At 69.3% G+C, this 2,763-nt stretch carries 4 protein-coding genes; all 4 read right to left on the bottom strand.

What is annotated here, in order from left to right:
- Positions 1 to 46: 46 nt before the first annotated feature.
- Entirely contained in the window at positions 47 to 376 is a 330-nt protein-coding gene (gene trxA, locus NTW26_01700; GenBank protein MCX7020987.1) for a thioredoxin, read from the bottom strand.
- A gap of 122 nt (positions 377 to 498) precedes the next feature.
- Positions 499 to 768 carry a carboxymuconolactone decarboxylase family protein gene (locus tag NTW26_01695; protein MCX7020986.1) on the bottom strand — a complete coding sequence of 90 codons (270 nt, stop codon included), beginning with the start codon at positions 766 to 768 and terminating at the stop codon, positions 499 to 501.
- Between the two features lie 82 nt (positions 769 to 850).
- Positions 851 to 1,606, bottom strand: a complete 756-nt coding sequence (locus NTW26_01690) for a hydroxymethylpyrimidine/phosphomethylpyrimidine kinase (GenBank protein ID MCX7020985.1) — start codon at positions 1,604 to 1,606, stop codon at positions 851 to 853.
- Between the two features lie 7 nt (positions 1,607 to 1,613).
- On the bottom strand, positions 1,614 to 2,763 hold a 1,150-nt coding region (gene rodA, locus NTW26_01685; GenBank protein ID MCX7020984.1), incomplete at its 5' end, for a rod shape-determining protein RodA.

Genomic DNA, 2,763 nt, shown 5'->3' with positions numbered 1-2,763 from the left:
ACCCCAACCCGTAGGCGAGCTTCTCCCTGGGGGGGAGAGGGACGGCCTAGAGCACCTCGTCCACGGTCTTGACCAGTTTTTTCTTGGGCTGGGCCCCGACCACCTGGCGGACCACCTCGCCGCCCTTGAAGAAGAGGAGGGTGGGGATGCCGCGGATGCCGAACTTGGCGGCCACGTTGGGGTTCTCGTCCACGTTGACCTTGACGACCTTGAGCTTGCCCTGGTACTCCTCGGCTATCTCCTCGACGGCGGGCGCGATGGCCAGGCAGGGGCCACACCACGTGGCCCAGAAATCAACCATCGCCACGCCCGAATGCTTTTCCACCTCGGCGGCGAAATTGTCGTCGGTGCCGGTCACGATGAACTCGGAAGCCATGCGTCCTCCTCGCGGTCGAAAATTTTAACGTCCGTCGGTGAGCCTAGCACAGCGGTAGCGGTCGGTCAAGGGCGGCGTTTCCCGGTTTATTCTATTATGCTAATTCGATGATACGGCCCGCGTTAGCCCGCGCTCTCGACGAACCGCTCGCGCACTCCCCCGGCGGCGATGACCTCGCAGACGGCGACGAGCTCGCGGTACAGGGCGTCGGTCAGGCCGAGGCGTCGGGCCTTGGCCTCGTGGGTCTTGACGCAGGGGATGCAGCCGTTTCCGTAGGCGAAGGCCACGGCCGGCATCTCCTTGGTTTTCCGGTCCAGGGCGCCGTCGGCGAACACCCGTTTGTAAAACCCGGTGAAGCCGTCGTTGAGCTCGGGAAAGTCGGAGAGTTGCACGGTCGCTCCTTAAAGTCGGGTCAAATTATCCATTTTTTCCAACTTCCGGGGAGGGTATGGTCGTCGCCGGTCCGACCGACACTTACGGCGCCAGGACGGGTCCCGCCGGCCCGGGATAGGCCGCCGCCACCGCCCGGTTCACCAGCTCCCGGGCCAGCCCCACCGCCGCCGGCAGCTCATCCCCCACGGCCAGATACGCCGCCACCGCCGTGGAGAGCGTGCAGCCGGTCCCCCGGGGCGAGACCTTCGCCCGCCGGCCGGAGAATTCATACAGACAGCCACCTACCGCCAGGACGTCCACGGGCGTTCCTCTCAGGTGACCGCCTTTCAACAGCACCGACGTCCCGAGCCTCTCCGCCAGCCGGGGCGCCAGCCCCCGTGCCGTGGCGAGATCGGTGAAATCCTCCCCCGAGAACCGGCGGACCTCGTCGCGGTTGAGGGTCACGAGCGTCGCCCGGGGGAAGGCCCCGGCCGCCAGCGCCTCCTCCAGGCCCGGCGCGGCCAGCGACCCTCCCGCCGTGGCCCCGAGCAGCGGGTCCACCACCAGGGGAATCCCATCCGGCAGCGCGTCGAGGAACAGGTCCAGCAGTTCCGGAAGGTAGACCATCCCCAGCTTGCAGGCGCCGGTTTTCTTCCAGGGGACGGCCCGGAGCTGGGCGGTGAAGGCCCCCTCCGGCGTCGGGAATACGGCGTGGACTCCCTCGGCATCCTGGACGGCCACGGCGGTGAGGACCGCGGCGCAGGGGATGCGGAGCGCCGAGGCGGTGCGCAGGTCGGCGGCCAGCCCCGCCCCACCCGAGGTGTCCAGACCGGCGACGACGGCGACGAATCGGTTCATCTTTCTCCTAAAAAACGGACGACCGGGTCCGGCGCTCCACCCCCGCCGCCAGGCCCACCGCCAGCCACGAGACCAGGGCGAAGCTCCCCCCGTAGCTCAAGAACGGCAGCGGCAGCCCGGCCACCGGGAAGAGGCCCAGGCACATCCCGACGTTGAAGACGGCGTGGAAGGCGAGCATCACCGTCGCCCCGTAAACCACCATGGAGCTGAAGCGGTCGGAGGCACGCCCCGCCGCCCGGAGCATCCGACCCAGAAGGAGCGCGAACAGCAGAATCACCACCAGGCTGCCGACCAGCCCCCATTCCTCGGCCCAGACGCTGAAGGCGAAGTCGGTGTGGCGCTCGGGCAGGAAGGCGAGCTGCCCCTGGGTCCCCTGACCGAAGCCCTTGCCCCAGACGCCGCCGGAGCCCACGGCGATCCGGCTCTGGATGAGATTGTACCCCGCCCCCTTGGGGTCGGCGGTGGGGTCGAGGAACATCAGCACCCGCTGCTTTTGGTAGACCTTCAGGAGGTTCCAGCCCAGGGGGAGGATGACGCTCGCCGCCCCGGTCGCCAGGAGCAAAAAGCCGAAGTACGGCTCCTTCCTGCGCCGGCCGATGAGCCAGGCCGTAACCAACGCGCCCATCCCCAGCCACCACCACGGCCGGAAGACCGCCCCCAGCGGCGAGCTCAGGAGACCGGGGTCCACCGCGCGGGCGAGCCAGTCGGGCACCTCGGTGAAGGCCGCGAGGGCCGCCGCCAGGGGCGCCAACAGGAGCAACAGCTTCCAACCCGGCACCCCGCCCCAGTAGAGGAGCGTCAGGGTCAGCGGGATGAAGACGAAGGCCGTGCCGAGGTCGGGCTGCACGGCTACCATTGCCGTGGGAACCAGCGCCAGCAGGGTCAACGAGAGTACCCGCTTGAACCCCGGCCTCTCCTCCCGCCGGGCCAGGTAGGCCGCGCCGGCGAGGATGAAGGCCAGCTTCGCCAGCTCCGCGGGCTGGAGGTTCACCGGCCCCAGGGTGAGCCAGCGCCGGGCCGCCCCTCCGGCGACGGGAATCAACAGCACGACCACGAGGAGTACGAGGACGGCGGCGTAGAGGAAAGGCGCGGCGCCGGCCAGCTTGCGGTGGTCGAAGAAGACGGCCGCCGCCGCCGCTCCGGCCCCCAGCACGACC

The sequence above is a fragment of the bacterium genome (assembly GCA_026398675.1).
Taxonomy (GTDB): Bacteria; RBG-13-66-14; RBG-13-66-14; order RBG-13-66-14; family RBG-13-66-14; genus RBG-13-66-14.
This window is presented reverse-complemented; position numbering and strand designations above follow the sequence as displayed.

Coding starts and splice junctions, on each gene's coding strand:
- NTW26_01690 (MCX7020985.1), bottom strand. CDS start 1,606: ATGAACCGATTCGTCGCCGTCGTCGCCGGTCTGGACACCTCGGGTGGG.
- trxA (MCX7020987.1), bottom strand. CDS start 376: ATGGCTTCCGAGTTCATCGTGACCGGCACCGACGACAATTTCGCCGCC.